Source organism: Methanoregula sp. (genome assembly GCF_049518935.1).
Taxonomy (GTDB): Archaea; Halobacteriota; Methanomicrobia; order Methanomicrobiales; family Methanospirillaceae; genus Methanoregula.
The window spans coordinates 1-18,511 of record NZ_JBEKRH010000027.1; the positions used below are offsets into that span (position 1 = coordinate 1).

An 18,511-nucleotide genomic window follows, 5' to 3' on the forward strand; every position below is an offset into this window, starting at 1 on the left:
GAGAGATCGCGGTGGCGCATGCTGGCGCGTTCGAGCTGGTACTTGATATCACGGGTGAGCCGGTTGAGGGAGATACGGAAGAGGTCCTCCATCAGGTCGCCCGCGAGTTTCAGCCGCTTGTTCGAGTAGTGGTCCTTGTCATCGATCCTGCGCTTGTTTAAGACGAGATCGAAACAGGCCTCTGCCATGCGGCCGAGGAAGTGGGCCTTTGCGAGCCGGACCGAGAGGACTGCTTCCTGGTAGCCCTCTTCGCCTTCCTTGAGGCTTGCCGGCATCGAGTAGTTGAGGTGCGGCAGGAGGTAGTTGTCCAGCACGAACTCTGCGCGCTTGCGCTGGTAGTCCCGTGTCTGGTTCGGCGCGAGCTTCTTGCCCACGTACATGATACCGCCATCGACGGAATCGCACTCGCTCTCTTCCAGGTTCTGCATCATGAACGTGAGGATGTCCTCGTCCGTGGATACGGCGTTCACGACTTCCTGGTCGTTCGTCATGCCCAGTGCCCGCATCAGGTCCGCGAACTTCAGGTGGCCTGCAACGGACGGGAACGAGACCTCGAGCAGGTTCTTCTTGTTCCGCTCGACAACGACCAGTGCGCGGTACCCGCGGAACTGCGAGAATACCTTTGCAACATAGATCCGCTCGTTGTAGCGCTCGGTGAACTCGGTCATGATCTTGTTGGATGCGAGATCCTCTAAGGTCATGAGCACGCGCTCTGTCCCGTTCACGATAAAGTAGCCGCCCGCATCGAATGCGTCCTCGCCGTGGGAGATGCGTTGGGCATCGTCCATACCATAGAGATTGCAGGCGAGCGATCCGACCATGATCGGGAGCTGCCCGATGGTCGTTATAATGGGTTCCTGCCGGTCATCACCGTGCACGAGTGTCAGCCCGAGCTGGATCGGGGCCGCGTACGTGAGATTGCGGAGCCGGGCTTCGCAGGGATAGAGTTCTCCCTGTGACCCGTCCGCTTCCCGCACGAGCGGCTTTTTCACTTCGATCGTGCCCAGTTCAACCCAGACCGGGTCGTTGTTCTTGCCCCGGTTCTCGATGTCGGTCTCGATAACCCGCTGTTCATTTACCACTTTCTGGAGATTGTGCTTTAAGAAATAATTGAAAGAGTCAAGCTGGTGGCGCGCAACATGCTCCCGTGAAAAATATGCCTTCGATAAGATGCTTCTGTCAATCAGACTGACCAACCCCGGAATTACTTCTTTGGTCTCTTGACCACGAGACGGTATGCCTCGGCCCTGCCGGCGGTATGACTCGCCCGGATAATTCGTATCACATCATCGGCATTTGCGCCGATCTCCCTGACGGCTGGATCGTCATGGTAGATTTTCGGTAATTGTTCGGTAGTAATGTTGTAGCGCGAGAGAAGTTCCGATACATCATCTTCGCCCATAATTTTATGATCCGGCACCATCGCGTGCTCCAACACATTAAGTTTGGTGCTCAATGAAAAACCCCCTCCCAGATAAACAGATTTCCTCTCAGATGCATCACCGCAAAAAACCCACGATTGCTCGTGGCAACGGGCCCGGAGGGATTTGAACCCCCGACCACCTGGTTAAAAGCCAGGCGCTCTACCAAACTGAGCTACGAACCCACCCTCAACTATACAGGCTAAGATGTACAGCATTATAACAATGCCCAAAAACTATATAAATATTACCCCTATACCTATTCATACTGTGTACCGCCCGGCACCGGGCGGAAGCGCTTACACCACTTTTGTGAATTTCTCATTGATCTCTTTGAGGCGTTTTTCATCCGTCTGGATCTTGGCTTCCAGTTTCCGGACTGCTGCTATATCGTCAGGGTTGGGCGTACTTCCTGCCAGGTACATGCCCGTGGATTTTTTCAGTACACAGAGCAGGTTCTGGTCCACCTCAATGCTCTTTCTGAGCGCGGAATATTCCTCGATGAGCGCAGGATCAAGACCCGCGTCTTTTGCTACGAGAGCCTCCATCTTCACACTGGTCCGCCGCGTAAATATCCGCTGTATCGCTTCCAGCAGCTGGGCGGGGTTGACAGGCTTTGAGACAAAGTCCTCGATATTCAGGCAGTGCTGCTCTGCCTCTTCCGGCGTGATCTTTTTGGCGGAGAACATCAGTACCGGAAGATCCTTTGTCGCAGGGTTCGCCTTGATCCGATCCAGGGTTTCCCACCCGTCCATGGGCTCCATCATGATATCGAGCAGGACCAGATCGGGGACGACGGTTACAAGAATGGTGAGAGCCTCATCGCCACTATGGGAGGCGACAGGTTTGAACCCTTTCCGTTTTAGCAGGGCTACAAGACCGTCCACAATATAAGAACTATCATCAACAATCAGGATCGTCTCATCCACGGTTTCTTTCCCTCGCATATGCCGGACTAGCGGTGAGCCGGATCATGACAGGCAGGTATTTATTATACACCGGATGCCGGATAGTATACGCCTGCATAGTATTCAAATATTTACTGGCACTGTACGCGGGAAAGTTATTTTGGGGAGGGGGAGCCGGACAGTTCCCCTTTGATCTGCTGGAGACGGTTTTCCTGGAACTTGATGTTCATTTCCATGCTCTTGATCGCCCGCGAGATCTCATCGCTTACCCTGACCTTGGAATCGTTGAAATTGTAGGTTGTCTCAAGGATTTTCATAAGACGTTTGTTGACGTCGATGCTCTTGCTTAAGCGGGCATATTCGGTGATAATCTCGCCATCGAATCCCGACTGTTTTGCCATATCCATATCCGATTTTATGGACTGGCGCCGCGTGAGCACGTGCTCGATCGCATCATAGAGTTCGCGGTGGGTGATCGGCTTGAGTACGTAGTCCTCGATATAGATACCATATTCCTGTGCCTCGGCAGGAGTCAGCTGTTTTGCGGTGAGCATCAGCACGGGGATCTCCTTCGTCTCCGGGTTCTCCTTGATCCGTTCAAGAGTCTCCCAGCCGTCCACGGGTTCCATCATGATATCGAGAAGGATCAGGTCGGGAGTTACGGTCTTCAGGATCTCGAGGCATTCCTCACCCCCGTACGCGGCAACAGTCCTGTATCCGCCCCGTTCGAGCATGGTAACAAAAACATCGACAATGAACGGGCTGTCGTCAACCACCAGTATTGTATACATCACATCGCCTCCCCGATCTTTTTGGCAACCAGGAGCATCTCAGTATGCACTTTCCCAAAATCTGCCTTGTCCGTAATGATTGCGGTAATAAGGAAATTTTCCCCGGCACCCATGACAACAATAGAAGAGTCCTCTGCCCGGATGGTGACGGAACTCATGGATTTCATCCTGATGATGCTGCCTACCGATTCCGCTGAGGCAAGTATGGTTGCCGAGAGCGCCCCGAACCAGGGCTCGTTGAGTTCACGATCAAAATTTTTACCTGCGATTATCCCGTCCCGGGATACAAGGGCACATGCTGCAACCCCGTCAATAGATCGAATCAGTTCAATGAATGCAGAGATCTTCTCTTTCAACATACTGCGTCTCCTGCTGCACTACCCTGTGTAATTGATAATACCTGATGGGAACATATATACATATTGCTTTTCACCTTTGCACAATATGAGAGTTTCATTGAATTTTCAGGGAGATGTCCCTTCTCAGATTCTGCCACCGGGAATCCGGGCCGGGCGGCACTTTTCAGTTAGTTGGCATGGCTTCGTCGATGTCTGGAAATATAAAGATTCCTGATACGGACCGGCCGTATGGAAACGATATCCTGCACCCGGGTAAAATCCCCCTGGCGAAGCGCAGGACGGGCCCTCTGGTTCCTGCTGATCAGTGTAAATCCTCCCGGATCCTGTAAGATTTCTGTTGTATTACGGGGCTATCCGACGTTCGTAGGGCAGAGCGCCTTTCAATACGTATAAATATCCTTTTCCCCAACTTGTGGGTTAAGAATTCTGATGCTCAGGGCATACACCATCACATCCGGAAAAGGCGGTGTCGGGAAGACCACGCTTACGGTAAATCTTGGCATTTCCCTCGCCATGCTGGAGCGGGAGACCTATATTCTCGATGCTGATATCGGCATGGCGAATATGGCCCTGATCCTCGGTATGGACGATGTCCCGGTCACCCTTCACGAGGTTCTTGCCGGGAAGGCAGATATCGAGGATGCGATCTATGAAGGCCCCGCAGGTGTAAAAGTTGTGCCAAGCGGGATCTCCCTGCAGGGGTTCCAGCAGGCTGACCCTGATAAGCTCCGCGACGTCATGCACAAACTGGTGGACCGGTGTGAGTTCCTCCTTATCGATGCACCGAGCGGGATCTCCAAGGAAGGTGTTGTCCCTCTTTCGGTTGCAGATCAGGTGATCCTCGTGGTAAACCCGGAGCTTGCATCTATGGCAGATGCCCTCAAGACCAAGATCCTCTGCGAAGTGATGGGTGGACAGGTCTATGGGGCGATCCTGAATCGTGCAGGGCTCGAGCACACCGAGCTCCGCTCCCAGAGCGTTGAGGATGTGCTGGGGGTCCGGGTGATCGACGTTGTTCCTGAAGACGCCAGTGTACGTCGTGCAGCCGCGTACAAGTCTCCCTGCGTACTGAAGTATCCCAATACGCCTGCCACGCGGGCGTTCAAGCGTATTGCGGCCCAGATGGCAGGTGCAGAATACGACGAGGCCTCTGAAGAGGCAAATCACGAAAGTTTCGTCGATCGTCTGGCCCGTGCAGTATTCAGGTGATTGCATTCCAGGTGAGATAATGGCATACGAAGGATACATGCTGGTCCTCTTTGGCGGCGTTATCGTTGTCCAGCAGTTCATCATCTATCTGATGTACGTGCGGATCCGTCAGCTTCTCAACGAGATCGACGCTATTGAAGGAAAGATCAGGATCACGGATACCGAGCTCGAAAATCTCATATCGCGGGTTGAGGAGTTCAAGCGCGGGAATATCTGACCGGCCGACAAGGGCGGGGACCGGTTATCTGTTTCCTGACGGAGTAGCCCGGTCACTGGCCGTTGACTTTTTTATTCCCGTATCGCTCACGTGCCATTTCGTACCGTTCGGGCCGGGTCCCGATGAGTTCATGACAGTTCCATAACGCCTGTCCGGTAAACCGCCATCATCACGTGGCGATGTAGCGTGGCGGTTTATATATCCTCCCGAAAATCCGTTCATGAACGACAAGATACATAAGTGATCTCATCCTACAGTATGAGAGCGGGGCCATAGGGTAGCCTGGCCATCCTAGGAGACTGGGGGTCTTCTGACCTGAGTTCAAATCTCAGTGGCTCTTCTGACCTGAGTTCAAATCTCAGTGGCCCCATTGCATTTTCTGATCATTTCACGAATTCATAGATCATAGTATGAAGCTTACCGATACCTGCATCGATTGCCTGTTATCCCGTGTTGTCTTCGAGTGTCAACTCGCGTCTGCGGATCCCACCCGGACGGAAGCCACGGTTGCTGCCTGCACGGATCTGCTGGACAAAATGAAGGGGACTTCCCTGCTCCATCCGCAGATCGCCAGTGCAGTCCACCGCGAAGCCTGCAGGATGATCGGGGATCCCGATCCGTTCCGGGAACTGAAGAGGGCGGGAAATGCAGAGGCAGTTTCTGTCTGCCGCGAGGTCCGTTACCAGCTCAATGATTTCCGGGATCACGTACTTGCCAGCGTAATCGGAAACACATTCGATTATGCGGTCCGGGACCACGAGGTCACTTCGGACTTCTCCCGGTTCTTTGCGGATGAGTTTGCCAAAGGGCTGGATCGCGACGACACGGGCGAGATCCTCAACCGCTGCTCCCGTGTCGTCTATCTCACGGACAACTGCGGGGAGATCGTCTTCGACCGGCTGCTGGTCGGGTACCTGAAGGCCCATGGCTCGCACGTAACGGTTGCAGTCCGGGACGCGCCGATCCTCAACGACGCCACGATGGATGATGCTCTCGCGTTCGGATTCGACAAGGTTGCCGACTGCCTCACAACCACCGGTGGCGGTGCAGAGATAGGCCTCGATCCCGATAAAATACCGGCAGATCTGGCACAGGCGATCGGCCAGTGCACTATCATCATCTCGAAGGGCATGGCCAATTACGAGTCGCTCAGCGAATACGGGAACCTGCCCCCGGTCGCCTATCTCATGTGCGTCAAGTGCGGGATGATCGCGGATGATACGGGTATCCCCCGCGGATCGAAGATTGCCGTGCTGCGTAAGTAGCAGAATAAAAACCACGGAATACTAAACGGGCATTACCCGTTTCATCTCACATTGCTTTTTTTCCCCGCCACGGCAAACCCAAGGGCCGGATCGTACCCCTGCCTGACGTACTCCTTCACCATCCTTCGTGCGGAGAAACGCGGCGCCGTGCTCCTGATCGCCTCCTTCATCTTCTTCACCCACATGTGCGGAAAGCCGTCATTCGATACCGTGTAGTAGAGTGGCACCACCTCGCGTTCGAGCAGTTCGTAGAGCTGCCCCGCATCACTCCAGTCCCGGTTCTTTCCCGTCACCGTATCGCCAAATGCCCAGCCGTTCGTGCCATTGAAGGCTTCGATCCACCACCCGTCCATGATACTCATGTGGAGGACCCCGTTGAGAGAGGCTTTCATGCCGCTCGTCCCGCAGGCTTCCATAGGAGGCAGGGGGTTATTGAGCCAGACGTCCACGCCATGAACCAGGTACTGTGCCATCTGCTCCCCGTAATCCTCAACGAACGCGATCCTCCCTCCGAAATCCTGCTGGTGGGCATACTGGTATACTTTCTGGATGATCCGTTTTCCCTCGTCGTCAGCAGGGTGCGCCTTTCCCGCAAAGATGATCTGCACCGGCCGCCACCGGTTGTTAACGATCCGCTTGAGCCGGTCCATATCCTGGAAGATGAGATCCGCACGTTTGTAGGTCGAGAACCTCCTCGCAAACCCGATCGTGAGAGCGTTTGGGTCAAGGAGGGCACCGCCGGAGACGACATTAATGGGATCTGTACCCTCACTCACCCATTTCCGCCGCTTGTGCTCCCGTATCCGGTTGACCAGTTTCCGCTTGAGCTGGACATGCACGGCCCAGAGTTCTTCGTCCGGGATCTCGTTGATCATCTCCCAGATGAGAGGGCTGTCATGCTCGCTGAGCCAGTTAGGGCACGAGGGCGAGAAATAGGTGTTGAAGAGCAGCTCCATCCGGGGATCGAGCCAGGTTGGGACATGCACACCGTTTGTTATATGCCTGATGGGGGGAACATTCGTGCCGTTCTCTGCAAAGAGCCGCTGCCACATATCCCGCGCCACTTCACCATGCCGTTTGCTCACGCCATTCCGGAAAGCACACATCTTCAGGGCAAACGCGGTCATGTTGAAGATCCCCCCGGGATCCTGCGGTGCACGCCCCAGGCCAAGGATGGTCTCACGGGGGGTACCGAGAAGGGAATAATACCCGCCGAAATATTTGTCCATCAGTGCATGAGGGAAGGCATCGTGCCCTGCAGGAACAGGGGTATGTGTCGTGAAAAGGCTGGTATTCTGCACGTGGGCATAGGCTTCCTCAAAGCTCATCTTATCCGCCACGTTCTCCCGGATGCGCTCGAGCAGCGCAAACGCCGGGTGGCCCTCATTCAGGTGGATGATCGTGGGGCGGATGCCAAGGATATCGAGAATATAACTCCCGCCAATACCGAGGACAATTTCCTGCCTGAGGCGCTGTTCATTATCGCCGGTATACAGGCGACTCGAGATCATCCGGTTCGCGGGATCATTTTCCTTAATGTCGGTATCGAGGAGATACAGGGGAATCGTCCCGATATCGACACGCCAGACCGAGATATAGATCGGAGGATCAATGAACGGTACCCGGGCGACCAGCTGAGTATCATGGTTATACATCACCCGCTTGATCGGGGATGCATCCCGGTTCAGGAGCTCCTTGATATTCTCCTGCCAGCCATCCTGCCCGATGTGCTGGTTGAGGTAACCCTCGGAGTACATGAACCCGACTGCGACCAGCGGCAGGCCGAGATCGCTTGACTCCTTGAGATGATCTCCTGCGAGAAACCCGAGACCACCGGCATAGAAGGGAAGGGAATGGTGGAGACCGTATTCGGCGGAGAAATACGCGATGGTATGGCCGTGGTTGTGGGAGAAATGTTCCGTGTACCAGCTGTTCCTGCTCGCAAGCTCCTGCCGGAACCGGGACATCACGATATCGTAGTGCCGGAGATACAGGGGATTTTTCGATGCAGTGACAAGCGTTTCTTCCGGAAGTTCGGTGAGCATCCGGACCGGGTTATGGGTGCTCTCGACCCAGGCCTGGGGGTTGAGCTGCTTGAACACCATCTTTGCGGCAGGGTTCCAGCTCCACCAGAGATTATACGCGAGATCCACGAGTCCCGATATCCGCTCCGGGACCTGAGGGAAATCCTTCCGGAACTTGTCGGCCACTGCATTCACCAGTATGTGTGTAGTAGTTCAAAGGGTTTTTAAAGTATTGGTGCCCCGGGAATTGTCCGTTCACCGTCGCCCGGCCGGCGCATGCAATAGTTGAAAAGGACGCATGCTGTAAAGAGGAGACAGGGATGTTTCATGGAGGATAGCACGTGGCATGATCTCTACCGGAACCTGGAACCACCCCCGCTGGGCAGGACGATTGTCGGGTTCAACGTAAACATCGACCGGATCATCCCGGTTACTGAAAGACTGCTCAACTCACTGCCTTCCTTCCAGGGGGAAATGGCCGTGTTCCCGTCAAGGCTGTACCGCTCCATGCAGACCTGCACTGCCGACGAACTCTTTGTGCGGGATACCCGGCAGTACCGGCAGTTCATCCACCACTTCAGCGGAAGCAGTGCGATTGGCGGGCAGGCCGGGATAGCCGCAGTCCAGCTTGCGTCTGCCGGTGTACCTGAGGTAATATGCATAGCACCATCCATAGGTGTTACCACGCAGGCAATGCTCAGGGAGGCCGGGGTCACGATCCCCAACACGACCCTGGTGCCCGCGAAACTGCCGGACATTGTCCATCTCGTCTTTGAATATTCTCCCGGCCTCGTTCCTCTCGCAGAGGGGGCAGTTCCCCGGAACAACCGGTTCATCGTCTCACCACACCACGATCCCTCAACGGTCATTCTCAACAAGGAAATACTGAGGGAATTCCGGAACGCAGCCTCCACCTGTGACCGGGCATTTCTTTCCGGGTACCAGTACCTCACGTCAGACAAGGAATTCCGGAACGCAGCCGACCAGCTTGTTTTGGCAAAAAAGGAGAACCCGTCCCTGAGAATCCATGTGGAATGGGTAACCGTAGCGGACACGGAGATCACCGGATACTTCCTCCGGTATATACTCCCCCATGCGGACAGTCTCGGCCTGAATGAGCGGGAACTCGGGTTCGTGCACCGGAGCCAGAACCCGGCGGTGCCCCGAAATCACGGGCATACTCCCCTTTCAGCCAGCGAACTGGCACAACAGGCAATTGATATCTGTCGATCAACCGGCCTTGTGCGGCTGCACCTGCATACCTTCGGGTACTACATCGTTATCTGTAAAGATCCACTCCATCCGGAAAAGACCCGTGATGCCCTGCTCTTTGCATCCCGGAGTGCTGCACAGGCTGCCGGGGGTACAGGACCCGGTTTTGTTTCTGAGGGGCACAGGGCACTTGAAGATACCGCCGGTGCGTTCGGCAGGGAATTATCACCGGGGATATTCCGTGCCGGGGAGTACCACATCATCGTGATCCCGTCCCTGATCACCCGGGGAATCGCAAAGACTGCCGGTATGGGAGACAGGATCTCATCCCTCGCATTTGCTGCGGATCCATTCTGACACCGGGACTGCCCGGGGGATCCGGGGCGGGCTTGGCAGTAATCCAGATACTATCCGGATCGTTCCAGAAAAGGTGCCGATCCGTAGGGAATCGGAACAATATATATTCTCTATACAGGAGAATGCAATATCTGATAATTTTTGCAGATACCCGATAGTTTTAAATTATAGGTACGGGATGTAAGTATGCTAGGCCAAGTAACTGTCCGCAGGTACACCGGATAAAACAATACCTGAACATCCACCATACATCTCCCTGCATATCATGTAACATCACAGACCATACAAGATCTCAGGCATCTCCGGTACCTGGCGGATCGTCCCCCTTGTCCAGTGGGAAGTGTCTGCTATGCCACAAATATGCATGGGGTTCGAAGTCCATCAGCCATACCGGCTGAACCGGCTGTTTTCTCCGGCCCCGAAACTGAAAAAGAAGGACCTGTTCGACCAGTATTTTGACGGCCTCAACAAGGAGATCCTCCTGCGTGTCGCTGAAAAATGTTACAATCCCGCCACAAAGATAATACTCGAAAAACTTGACGAGGGATTTGCCTGCTCGTTCTCGTTATCCGGTACCCTTATCGAGCAGCTGGAGAAGTGGAGCCCTGATACCCTTTCGCTCTTCGAGGCCGTCGCACGGCACCGGAATACGGAACTGATTGGCCAGACGTATTATCATAGCATCGCCAGTTGTTTTTCCGACAAGAGTGAGTTCCGGGAGCAGGTAAGGATGCATTCCGACCTGATGTTCGATCATTTCCGGGTCCGTCCGACGATCTTCGAGAATACCGAATTCACCTTCAACAATGAGGTCGCCGCCACGGTCAAAGACATGGATTTTGCCGGCATCTTCACGGAGGGCGTGGATCGCATCCTCGGGTGGCGCAGCCCGAACTATGTATACCAGTGCCAGGGCATCCCGGTGATGCTGCGCAACACCACCCTGTCCGACGATATCGCATTCCGGTTTACCAACCGGACCTGGGACATGTACCCGCTGACTGCCGATACCTATGCCCAATGGATCGCCTCGTCTCCCGGCGACGTGATCAACATCTTCCTCGATTACGAGACATTCGGCGAGCACTGCTGGCAGGAGACGGGCATCTTCGACTTCCTGCGCAGCCTGCCGGGCGAACTGGCACAGCGCGGCGTCGAGCCCGTGCTGCCATCGCAGGTGGTAGCCCGGAACATGCCGGTCGGGGAGATCGATGTGCAGGAGACCATCTCCTGGGCCGATCTGGAGAAGGATACGTCGGCATGGATGGGAAACGAGCGCCAGCAGACCGCCTTCCACGCCATCCAGGCAGCAAAGACCTATGCGATCGACAAGCCGATCTGGCGGTACCTCCAGACAAGCGATCACTTCTATTACATGGCCTCGAAGTACGGGACCTGCGGCGAAGTGCACACCTACTTCAGCCACCACGATGCAGAAGACGCATTCAAGACCTACATGCGGGTGCTTGCGGACTTCGAGTCCCGCAACGTACGGGTAATGAAAAACCGGAAGTCGGCCAAGACCCTGCGGACCCTGCCGCCGGAACTGGCCTTCCATTTTGCCGGCCCGTCCGGGTTCATCGGCCATGCTGCCTACAACCTGGACCAGTTCGAAGAGCAACTCTATGTTGTGCCCATGGACTCGATCGCGTACCACCAGGAGCGGGAGGATTTCTACCACTGGATCAACGATGTGCTGGAGGACCAGAAGCTCGCGGAGAGCATCCGGGGCATCGGGGAACGGCACGAATTGATAGCCGCCGTAAAAGAGAGGAGAGAGCTGTTATGGAGTCATTTAAAGTAGCGTACTTCTGCTGGGAGTCGATGTACGGGGAGCGTGTCGGGGGACTCGCCAACGCCGCCACGCACCTTGCAGAGACGCTCGTAAAACAGAACCACGAGGTCCATTTTTTTACCCGGGGCAGCATCCCTGATCAGGCCGTCAACGGGGTGCATTACCACTACTGCCAGCCAAAGGGCGATAATATCGTCGAGTACTGCGACAACATGAGCAAAAGCATGGTGGAGCAGTTCAGGAAGGAGGACCGATTCGGGAAATTCGATTTCCTTCATTTCCATGACTGGCATCCGGTGCAGGCACTCCATCACCTGCAGGACCGGAACACGATCCTTACGTTCCATTCAACGGAATACGGCAGGAACGGCAACCAGTTCGGCGACTGGTGGGAGTTCCGCGAAATCTCCGGCAAGGAATGGTATGGCGGGCTCATTGCAAAGCGCGTGACTGCCGTCTCCTCGACCCTGAAAAACGAAGTGATGACCCTCTACAATATCCCGGAGAGCAAATGCGAGGTGATCCCAAACGGCGTTGTCCCAAAAGAGTTTCGGGCGGAGATCGATCCCGGCGAAGTGAAAGCCGCTTACGGGATCCATCCCTATGCGCCCCTGATTCTCTTCATCGGCAGGCTTGTGTACCAAAAGGGACCTGACCTGCTCATCGAGGCGATACGCATGGTCTGCAAGCACCGGTGGGATGCAAGAGTCGTGGTCGCCGGCGACGGGGGGATGAAAAAGTACCTGCAGGAACGTGCCTGGGATCTGCCGGTCAACTTTGTCGGGTATATCCCGGACTCGGAGTACATCCGGCTGCTGAACGCTGCGGACATCGTTGTCATCCCCAGCCGGAACGAACCGTTCGGCCTCGTCCTTCTCGAGGCCTGGAGCGCGGAGAAGTGCGTGGTGGCCTCCAATGTCGGCGGCCTTTCTGAGAACATCGATGCGTTCGTCAACGGGATCAAGGTGGGCGTGGATCCGGAGTCCCTTGCATGGGGGATCAATACCATGATGGACGAACCATGGAATGCCGGTGCCCTTGGGAAACGCGGGCGGGGCAAGGTAGACCGGCTCTTCCTCTGGGGCCCGATTGTCCAGCGGCTGACGGATACCTATGCCCGGGTTGTATCATGAAGATCGCATACTTCGTGGATGAGTTCCCCCCGTTCTTCCGGGGCGGTCTTGGAACCTATGCTATGGAGATCACGAGGCAGTTCATTGCAAAGGGGCATAGCATAACAGTCTTCTCCCGGAACACCGGAAACGACCCGACCTCCGACACCTGGGCCGGCGTCGAGGTCCACCGCCCGCGCCTGATGACATTCCCTGATATCTTCTCCATCGTCAACCCGGATGAAGTCAAGAACTGGGACCACAACGGCCAGAATTTTTTTGCCGAGACCGTACTCTACAACGTTCTCTCCGCTTCAAAACTCGTGAACCAGCTGGTACAAAACGAACATCGCCGGTACGACCTGATCGTGGCGCACGACTGGATCGCAGCCCTGGCCGGTATCATCTGCAAGCGGAACCTCAACACCCCGCTTGTCTTCCATTTCCACTCCACGGAGCAGGGCAGGAACCCCTCCGGGTCAAACACGATCAAGGATATTGAGCGGCTTTCTGCTATGACTGCCGACCGGATCGTCACGGTCTCCTATGCGATGCGGGACGAACTGGTAAGCTTCGGGTACCCGGAGGCAAAAATCAGGGTACTCCACAACGGTGTGGATACTGGCAAGTATGACCCGGCGAAGATCCCAAAAAGGCAGGTAGAGGCGTTCCGCGAGCGGATCGGCGTCGGCAGCTCGCCCATGATCTTCTTTATCGGCAGGCTCACCTGGGTAAAAGGCGCCGATCCCCTCCTCCTCGCCATGCCCGAGATCATTAAGGAGATCCCGGATGCCAAACTCGTCCTCCTCGGGGTAGGCGACCAGGAGCAGCTGCTCAGCCAGATGGTCCGGGAGCTGCATCTCGGGAAAAACGTGATCCTGCATTTCAGGATGGTGCCGGAAACGGAACGCCTTGTCTATTACGCGGCAAGCGATGTCTGTGTATTTCCCTCGAAATACGAGCCGTTCGGCATTGTCTGCATAGAAGCGATGTCCATGGAAAAACCGGTAGTGGTCGGAGCACGGGGCACGAGTGGTTTCCGCGAGCAGGTGATCCCCATGGGGGACGATATCTGCGGTTATCATATAGACCCGTACAACCCGTCCGATATTGCCAAATATATCGTTAAGATTCTCAAAGATCCCGATCTTGCGGCAAAGATGGGAAAGAACGGGCGGCAGCGGGTCCTCGAGCATTTCACCTGGGACCATATCGCCGACGAGACGCTCCGCGTTTACCAGGAGGTCGTGGACCAGCACGCCGCTTATCCGGAGTCCGGTGAATGACCCTCCTGTACGGGCGGGAACTTCAGGAGGGAAAAACGGCCCGGGGACTCGAGTACCTCATGGCAGGCGAACACACGTACTGCTCCGCTTCCGTGGGGGGAAACACGCGGAAGTACCACGGGCTCCTTGTCCACCGGGGCAGGGTATATCTCTCCGCACTTGATGAGCAGGTCAACGGCGTGAGGATATCCGCGCAGCAGTACCAGGGTGCACAGGGGGACGCCCAGCTCCCGCACCTCTTTTCTTTCACACTCTATCCCCCCTGCTGGACCTGCATGGTCGGGGACGTGCTTATCCGGAAGACGATCACGTTCAGCCAGGGTGTAACAATCACCTACGCGGTTACCGGGGAGGCATCGCTCACCATCCGTCCGCTCATTACTGACAGGCCGGTCGACCAGGTGATGCGGGACCCCCGCCCGGACTTTGAGACAGATGCCGGGGGTGTCCGCTGGAGGGAGGTCGTTCTCGAAGGGGATCTCCCGTTCACGCAGGACCCGGTCACCTACTGGAATGTCTGGTACGAGCGGGAGCAGGAACGGGGCTATGATCCGGTGGAGGACCTTTTCTCCCCGGGATTCTTCACCGGCACCGTCCGGGATGGATCGGTCTCGCTGCGGTGTTTCTTAAGCAACCAGGTGCCGGGGAAAACCACCGCACTTCCTTCGCCCACATCCCCCCGCGAATGGCTCGATTATGCGGCAGAGACCTTCTGCCACCATGACGAGATCTCTGCAGGGTACCACTGGTTCCGCGAGTCATGGGGGCGGGATTCGGCCATCAGCATCACCGGGCTGCTGATAGAGAGAGACAGAAAGGAAACCACTCAGGCAGTACTCAGGCGTCTTGCCCAGAAGATCGACGGGGGAGTGATCCCGAACCGTTTCCCGGACAACTACCATTCAAGCGATGCCTCGCTCTGGTTCATTTATGCCCTGGGGAGGTACCGCCGCCACTGGGGGGATGACCGGTTCATTGCCGGCATGCGCCCCGTTGTTGCAGAAATTCTCGAACAGTATCCCGGATCCGGCGTGGCAACCCTTGATCACGATCTGATCCGCGTAGTCCCGGGGAGTACATGGATGGATACGGTCTTCACTCCCCGGGAAGGCAAACCGGTGGAGATCAATGCCCTCTGGATCCATGCACTTGACGAGGCAGAGTCGATGGGAATTATCCCCCCGGTCTCGGTGGAATCGGCTACGGAGGCATTCAGGGCATTCTGGAACGAGGAAGCACACTGCCTGTATGACCGCATTGATCCGGTCGACCCGTCCATCCGCCCGAACCAGGTGATCGCGCTGGCGCTGGGTCTCGTGGAACAGGCACAGGCTACGCTGGCGCTGGAGACCGTCGCCCGTGAGCTTCTCACCCCGTATGGACTGCGTACGCTCTCTCCCCGGGACCAGGCATACCGCGGGCGGTTCGATGGCGACACCAGTTACCACAACGGCTGCGTCTGGCCCTGGCTGACGGGGGGGTACGTGGAAGCGCTCCTCAGGAACGGGCGGGACCGGGCAGCGATCGCTCCCTTGCTGCTCCCCATCCTCTCCCATATCCGGGAGGCGGGCGCAGGGTACATCTCCGAGATCTTTGACGGGGACCTGCCGTTCCTTCCCCGGGGGTGCATTGCGCAGGCCTGGAGCGTGGCAGAGATCTCCCGGGCCTGCCGGATGGTCTTTCCCTGATCAACCAGAGGGGGTATGACATACGCACCAGCCGAACTTCAAGGACACGATCGCCGTATCACCGTATATCTTCACGATCGGCGTGGCGGGAGACAGCGGTTCGGGGAAGACCACCTTCACCCGGGGAGTGCGGAACATCTTCGGGGACGACCTCGTCTCCACTATCACGCTGGACGATTATCACAGCCTTGACCGGGCCGGCAGGCTCGCGACAGGGGTCACTCCGCTCGATCCCCGGGCGAACCGGATTGCGCAACTCGAACAGGACCTGATCCAGCTCAAACGGGGGGTGCCGGTCGAGAAGCCCTCTTACAACCATGCCACCGGTACCTTCGATCCCCCGGCGATATTCCGGCCAAAGAAGATCCTGATCCTCGAAGGGCTCCACACGCTCTATACGGAAACGCTCCGCAAATATCTCGACTTCACTCTCTTCGTGGACCCGGACCGGGAGGTGAAGTATGACTGGAAGATCCGGCGGGACATGAACAAGCGCGGGTACACCCGGGAGCAGGTGATGCGGGAGATCACCGAGCGGGAACCGGAGTATGAGAGGTATATCTTACCCCAGCGGGAGTTTGCCGATGCCGTGATCGGGGTAGGATATTCCCGTTACGGCCGCGATGCCGGCAGGAAATGGAACGTATACCGGGTCACGCTCGTCCAGAAACGGATGCAGCAGAGCCTCGGGAACATCGATCTCTCGCTCGACCTTTACTCCATCCTATCCCTCTCGGAACGGAACTTTGCCCTCGAGTTCGAGACCGGAGGGAAAGGGGGGCAGCGGATGGGGAAGATGATCATGGACGGCGAACTGAGCGAACACGTAGTACGGAAACTGGAACAGAACATCGAACACCAGACCCGGGTATCGCCAATCTCCATCTTCAAGAACCGGCAGTACGTCACCGCGGGCGATCTTGCCCAGCTGATCCTCTGCTGGCGAATCATCCACAGGAGGATCTTCATGGAGGTAAGCCGGTGAACCCGGGTTGGGGAAGGGGACTGTTGATGGCGCCGGAAAAGGTATTACCTGTGAGCGAGAAGGGATGGTAGGGAGATGTCGATGAAAACTATCGGGGTGCTGACGGGCGGGGGAGACTGCCCCGGGCTCAATGCGGCAATCCGTGCGGTGGTCCGGGCAGGCCTCCGCCAGGACTGTGAGACATTGGGAATCAGGAACGGCTGGCAGGGCATCATTGACGGGGATGTCGAGCCGCTCACCGACTTTTCCGTATCGGGAATCCTGCCAAAAGGGGGAACGATCCTGGGTACGTCCCGGACCAACCCCTTGAAAGATGTCACGGAGTTCCAGAAGATCCAGCACAACATGAAAAGATTCGGGATCCATGCCCTTGTGGTCGTGGGCGGGGACGGAACCCTCGCGGCGGCCCGGGACGTGGCGGAGAAGGGGATCCCGATCGTGGGGATCCCAAAGACGATCGACAACGATATCGTGGGAACCGATGCGTCCATAGGATTTGATACGGCCGTGACGACAGTTACGGAAGCGATCGACCGGTTGCATACCACGGCAGAATCGCACCACCGTATCATCGTGGTCGAGGTGATGGGGCGGGACGTGGGCTGGATCGCCATCATGGCAGGGATTGCCGGCGGTGCCGACGAAATCCTGATCCCCGAGGTACACTTCACCATGGAGGAGGTCTGCAAAAACCTCATGGCCCGGTACGAGGCCGGGAAGAAATTTTCGATCGTGGTCGTTGCTGAAGGGGCGCACCGGGAGGATATCGGGATGCCACCGGTTCCTGATCATATCCGGGACGAGTGCGGCCACGAGAAGTTTGTTGGCGTCGGCAACCTGCTGGGAAAAGAGATCGAGCGCCGGATGGGTGTGGAAACGCGGGTAACGATCCTCGGGCATGTCCAGCGGGGTGGTTCACCCACCCCCTATGATCGGGTGCTCGCCACCCGTTTCGGCGTGGCAGCAGTACAGCTCATACAGGACGGGGAGTTTGGAACCATGGTGGCCCTTGACGGGAACCGCATCCGCAGCGTCCCGCTCAGCACCGCAGTCTCGCGCCAGAAGACTGTTGATGCCGGGTTTTACGAGCTGGCGAAGCTGGTGATCGGCGGCAGGAAATGACTATGGGACAAAACGCATCGGGGCCCGGATCCGGGTACACAGGACAGGTCTACTGGAAAGGCAAACTGCCCGTCCCCTCGGTGAGGGATGCACGTGAACTCGCAACTGTATTCGCTGACCCGGGCTGCACCTGCACCGGGCCGGTCTATTACATGTACCGCGACGTGGCCCGATCTCCGGAAGACCGTGCATGGCTCCGGGATCAGGGAATCCGTTTCGATATCACGGTCATTCCGCCGCGTGATCTCTGCGGGGAATGGATGAAGACCGCGGGACATTACCACCCGGAGAGCCCCTCCGGTACCGGGTACCCGGAGATCTACGAAGTACTCCACGGGGAGGCGCACTACCTGATCCAGACCCGGGACTGCTTGGATGTGGTGCTGATTGCAGCCTCGGCCGGGGATATCGTGGTGGTCCCGCCGGGGTACGGCCACGTCACGATCAATCCCTCCGCCACCGATGTGCTCCAGATGGCAAACCTCGTTTCATCCGCCTTCGAGAGCGATTATAAGCCTTACGAGAAACTTCGCGGTGCGGTCTTCTATGAGATGACATCCGGGGCCTATGTAAAGAACTCCCTCTACCCGCAAAGGCCACGGCTCAGAATTGTCCGGGCAGGCCACATTGCCGGGGTGATGGACACGGTCACCGATCCCCTCTACAATCTCGTGGAACAGCGTGCACCGGTGCTCAGGGTTCTCAACAACCCGGAGAGATACGAGGCGCTCTTCTCCAGGATCTACCTGTAAGGGCAGGT

Annotated in this window: 17 protein-coding genes and 2 tRNA genes; 12 read left to right on the forward strand and 7 right to left on the reverse strand. The window is 56.7% G+C overall.

Annotated elements, in window-relative coordinates:
* From ABSE13_RS11825 to ABSE13_RS11850, 6 genes are all read right to left on the reverse strand, one after another.
* Window positions 1-1,187, reverse strand: a 1,187-nt coding sequence (locus tag ABSE13_RS11825; protein ID WP_424028747.1) for a DNA-directed RNA polymerase subunit B'', incomplete at its 3' end; no start/stop codon positions are given.
* A gap of 17 nt (window positions 1,188-1,204) precedes the next feature.
* The gene (locus ABSE13_RS11830) at window positions 1,205-1,456 is read right to left on the reverse strand and encodes a DNA-directed RNA polymerase subunit H (protein WP_424028719.1); all 252 of its coding nucleotides are present in this window, start codon (window positions 1,454-1,456) and stop codon (window positions 1,205-1,207) included.
* A 76-nt stretch (window positions 1,457-1,532) separates the two neighbouring features.
* A tRNA-Lys gene (locus tag ABSE13_RS11835) sits at window positions 1,533-1,606 on the reverse strand.
* 114 nt (window positions 1,607-1,720) lie between these two features.
* Complete coding sequence (locus ABSE13_RS11840; protein WP_424028720.1) at window positions 1,721-2,368, reverse strand: response regulator; 648 nt, start codon at window positions 2,366-2,368, stop codon at window positions 1,721-1,723.
* Between the two features lie 116 nt (window positions 2,369-2,484).
* The gene (locus ABSE13_RS11845) at window positions 2,485-3,120 is read right to left on the reverse strand and encodes a response regulator (RefSeq protein ID WP_424028721.1); all 636 of its coding nucleotides are present in this window, start codon (window positions 3,118-3,120) and stop codon (window positions 2,485-2,487) included.
* Window positions 3,120-3,479, reverse strand: a complete 360-nt coding sequence (locus ABSE13_RS11850; RefSeq protein ID WP_424028722.1) for a roadblock/LC7 domain-containing protein — start codon at window positions 3,477-3,479, stop codon at window positions 3,120-3,122. Before ABSE13_RS11850 ends, ABSE13_RS11845 begins: the two co-directional genes overlap by 1 nt.
* Before the next feature lie 429 nt (window positions 3,480-3,908).
* On the opposite strand from ABSE13_RS11850, the gene minD reads away from it, so the two are divergent.
* The 4 genes from minD to ABSE13_RS11870 all read left to right on the forward strand — a co-directional run bounded on the left by minD (window position 3,909) and on the right by ABSE13_RS11870 (window position 6,170).
* A complete protein-coding gene (gene minD, locus ABSE13_RS11855; protein WP_424028723.1) occupies window positions 3,909-4,688 on the forward strand; it encodes a cell division ATPase MinD in 780 nt (259 codons plus the stop codon).
* 19 nt (window positions 4,689-4,707) lie between these two features.
* Complete coding sequence (locus ABSE13_RS11860; RefSeq protein ID WP_424028724.1) at window positions 4,708-4,905, forward strand: hypothetical protein; 198 nt, start codon at window positions 4,708-4,710, stop codon at window positions 4,903-4,905.
* 266 nt (window positions 4,906-5,171) lie between these two features.
* Window positions 5,172-5,275 (forward strand) — tRNA-Pro (locus ABSE13_RS11865).
* Window positions 5,276-5,315: 40 nt separating this feature from the next.
* Window positions 5,316-6,170, forward strand: coding sequence for a damage-control phosphatase ARMT1 family protein (locus ABSE13_RS11870; RefSeq protein WP_424028725.1), 855 nt, complete (start codon window positions 5,316-5,318; stop codon window positions 6,168-6,170).
* 41 nt (window positions 6,171-6,211) lie between these two features.
* Here ABSE13_RS11870 and glgP read toward each other — a convergent pair whose 3' ends face one another.
* Entirely contained in the window at window positions 6,212-8,389 is a 2,178-nt protein-coding gene (gene glgP, locus ABSE13_RS11875) for an alpha-glucan family phosphorylase (RefSeq protein ID WP_424028726.1), read from the reverse strand.
* 132 nt (window positions 8,390-8,521) lie between these two features.
* Here glgP and ABSE13_RS11880 point away from each other — a divergent pair, with 132 nt between their 5' ends.
* The 8 genes from ABSE13_RS11880 (at window position 8,522) to ABSE13_RS11915 (ending at window position 18,503) form a co-directional block, all read left to right on the forward strand.
* Window positions 8,522-9,763: an ADP-dependent glucokinase/phosphofructokinase gene (locus ABSE13_RS11880; RefSeq protein WP_424028727.1), complete on the forward strand. Its 1,242-nt coding sequence runs from the start codon at window positions 8,522-8,524 to the stop codon at window positions 9,761-9,763.
* A gap of 349 nt (window positions 9,764-10,112) precedes the next feature.
* On the forward strand, window positions 10,113-11,567 hold the full coding sequence (locus tag ABSE13_RS11885) for a glycoside hydrolase family 57 protein (protein WP_424028728.1): 1,455 nt from the start codon (window positions 10,113-10,115) through the stop codon (window positions 11,565-11,567).
* A complete protein-coding gene (locus ABSE13_RS11890; protein WP_424028729.1) occupies window positions 11,549-12,691 on the forward strand; it encodes a glycosyltransferase family 4 protein in 1,143 nt (380 codons plus the stop codon). The genes ABSE13_RS11885 and ABSE13_RS11890 overlap by 19 nt, the downstream gene beginning before the upstream one ends.
* Window positions 12,688-13,956 carry a glycosyltransferase family 4 protein gene (locus ABSE13_RS11895; protein WP_424028730.1) on the forward strand — a complete coding sequence of 423 codons (1,269 nt, stop codon included), beginning with the start codon at window positions 12,688-12,690 and terminating at the stop codon, window positions 13,954-13,956. The genes ABSE13_RS11890 and ABSE13_RS11895 overlap by 4 nt, the downstream gene beginning before the upstream one ends.
* Window positions 13,953-15,644 (forward strand): amylo-alpha-1,6-glucosidase, encoded by a 1,692-nt coding sequence (locus tag ABSE13_RS11900; RefSeq protein WP_424028731.1) that lies wholly within the window; start codon window positions 13,953-13,955, stop codon window positions 15,642-15,644. The genes ABSE13_RS11895 and ABSE13_RS11900 overlap by 4 nt, the downstream gene beginning before the upstream one ends.
* 82 nt (window positions 15,645-15,726) lie before the next feature.
* Entirely contained in the window at window positions 15,727-16,629 is a 903-nt protein-coding gene (locus tag ABSE13_RS11905) for a phosphoribulokinase (protein WP_424028732.1), read from the forward strand.
* Between the two features lie 81 nt (window positions 16,630-16,710).
* Window positions 16,711-17,751, forward strand: coding sequence for a 6-phosphofructokinase (locus tag ABSE13_RS11910; protein WP_424028733.1), 1,041 nt, complete (start codon window positions 16,711-16,713; stop codon window positions 17,749-17,751).
* A gap of 2 nt (window positions 17,752-17,753) precedes the next feature.
* Window positions 17,754-18,503 (forward strand): glucose-6-phosphate isomerase family protein, encoded by a 750-nt coding sequence (locus ABSE13_RS11915; RefSeq protein ID WP_424028734.1) that lies wholly within the window; start codon window positions 17,754-17,756, stop codon window positions 18,501-18,503.
* The last annotated feature ends 8 nt before the right edge of the window (window positions 18,504-18,511 follow it).